Genomic DNA, 2,547 nt, shown 5'->3' with positions numbered 1-2,547 from the left:
GCTGGGGGCCGGGCGCTGGGAGCCCGGGGCTGGGAGCTGGGAGCCCGGAGCCGGGCGCTGGGAGCCCGGGGCTGGGAGCTGGGAGCCCGGAGCCGGGCGCTGGGAGCCCGGGGCTGGGAGCTGGGAGCCCGGAGCCGGGCGCTGGGAGCCCGGGGCAGGGACCGCAATCGCCAAATCAGGCGAAAACCAAAAAGGAGCATTGCCGCGGCAAGCTCCTCCAACTATCGTTTCTCGATAGTGTCCCTATTTGTCTTCTTTTTGATAAGTAACCGTTCCGAAATCACCACTTATATCAAGAAATACACCATGCATATCAAAGATCTCTTTATCTTCTTCCAAATAAGCAAGGACCTTTCTCCTTAACGATGTGTCCGGTTTAGCATCTTTTACCTCGGTCAATTCATTAAATACGAAATTCCATAAAAAACGAACCGAACCCGCTGTCGGATAGAGATAAAACTGCTCTTGGAACCTGACAATATTGCTGGTAGGCGGTAACATCTCCCGAAGTTGTGGCGTAAACAGCCATGTATGGCATGCCATACCCTTATACTGGACTTCCGGAAAATAGGTTGCATAAAATTCCTTGGCCTGAATGTAAGTCTCTTTGATTTGATCCATATCAAAAGCCGTATCTCTCGGGATATGAATCTCAAGCATCGTATCATCCTTGTCCAATACTTTTTCCCACTCATCCCGCATAAGCTTCACGGGTTCATTTAAACCCTTGCCATCTGGTGTAATTGGATTTCCTATGAAATATTCTTCCGTTTCCTCATATTCCGTCACAAAACCATCGGTAGTCTTCTCTTTATTACAGACGCCTTGCTTATCACCATTCGCTCTTAATTCCATCCCTGCGCTGCATAAAAGCAATATACGATCTTCTTTCGCATTGTAGAAGCCTTTAACGACCCCAGAAAAATTGGTTGCGATAAACTGCATACCACCAATCCGGAACATTCTGGCCTCCAGATGCCTCCAGATCCAACTGAAATTTCTAATGGCATAATAGCCGACTAAATTATAGGCATTTTGAACCCAAACACCGATATCCCTTAAGGTTTCTACAAATAACTCTTCACTCAGTCCTCTTTCGGCATACTTCTGCTCAGCCAGAGGCAGTCTTTGCAGTGCTGCATGCAAATATAACAGGGAAGCCGAATTTCCGAGTACTTCTTCCACATAAGGATCTATCGCCAGCGGTTCCCACACGGTTGTCCAATAGCCACTTTCAATATTATTCTTATAAAATGACATATAAATATCAAAAAGTTTTTGATCATTATTTATATGATCGACGATGTTCATCAAGATTTCGGTTGCGCCTTCAGGCATCAAAATTTTCCGGCAATACTGCTGAGTAATTTCTTTGGATAATAATAAAAATTCCATTCCTATACTCCTTTCAAATTAAACAAGGCCCCAAACACATTGCCATATTGTCTCCAATTATAACCTATTGTCTTGAAAGAAAGTAATGACATCACAACCAAACGAGCTACAATACCGTTAATATTTGATTTTTATGATGATTGTCGTGATCGTTAAATTCGTGAATGATGTACAGCAATGAATAGGGCGTGCCGGTGTGCGGGCAATTTTCTATTCCATTCACGGTAACATGTTTAGCAACAATATCGGTCTCTGCTAACAAAATGTCAACCAGCTCAAGACGCGTTTGCTTGAATTCATCGAGTAAGCGGTCATTTGAAATCCCCGATCGAGCATATTCATAAGCTAGTCTGTTGAACGAATCGAAATCCGGAAACGTCATACCTTCACCATTTGTAATTGCTGGGATAATCATCGAGATTAAGTAAGAATCCCAGTTTTGAAGATGCGATACGATTTCTCCTATGGATGCTTTTCCTTCAGCAATAGGCTGTAACCACATACTCTCGGGGACTTCTCGTAACGTATCTGTCCAGTTTGTGAATTCTTTATACCGAAGAATCGTATTTGTATTCAAGCTAATCATATTGGAATCTCCATTTCATTGTGGAATAATACCCCATCCCAATAATACMGAATATACGTTCTCATGTGAAGCAGTAATTTTACAATGCACATGTCCCTCACATACACGGAATCTTAACAATCACCGTCGTACCGTAACCAATCTCACTTTCGATCCCTACCCCATAACCTTCTCCAAACAGCAGTTGAATCCTGTTATTTATATTGGAAATCCCGATACTGTTCCCAACAAAGCTATTTTCCACTCTCTCCGAAAAGGCCATATTTAGTTTCGCTTTCAGGCTTTCGAGCTCATCTTTACCGATCCCTTTTCCAGAATCCCATATTTGAAAACAGACATCACCATTCGCATCTAGATGCCCACTCACCCGAAGTGTTCCGCCGGCATCCATACTTTCAAGTCCATGATAGACGGAGTTTTCAACAATGGGCTGCAAGATCATTTTAGGTGTCTTCATTTCTAGAATCTTTTCATCCACATTTATATCCATATCAAACTTGTTTTCATAGCGAATTGAGATAATTTTCAGATACGCTATGAAAACAAGTTTGATATGGATATAAATG

General features: G+C 42.8%; 3 protein-coding genes. All 3 read right to left on the bottom strand.

Features of this window, described 5'->3' with window-relative positions:
* Positions 1-243: 243 nt before the first annotated feature.
* Positions 244-1,395, bottom strand: a complete 1,152-nt coding sequence (locus tag AC1DLM_RS35125) for an acyltransferase domain-containing protein (RefSeq protein WP_477572593.1) — start codon at positions 1,393-1,395, stop codon at positions 244-246.
* 106 nt (positions 1,396-1,501) lie between these two features.
* Complete coding sequence (locus AC1DLM_RS35120; RefSeq protein WP_441987152.1) at positions 1,502-1,981, bottom strand: DinB family protein; 480 nt, start codon at positions 1,979-1,981, stop codon at positions 1,502-1,504.
* Between the two features lie 97 nt (positions 1,982-2,078).
* The coding region (locus AC1DLM_RS35115; RefSeq protein ID WP_477572592.1) for a sensor histidine kinase at positions 2,079-2,547 on the bottom strand (469 nt) is incomplete at its 5' end.

It is taken from the genome of Paenibacillus sp. 01T442 (assembly GCF_056398345.1).
The sequence above is the reverse complement of the archived record's forward strand: the minus strand, read 5'-3'. Positions and strand labels throughout refer to the sequence as shown.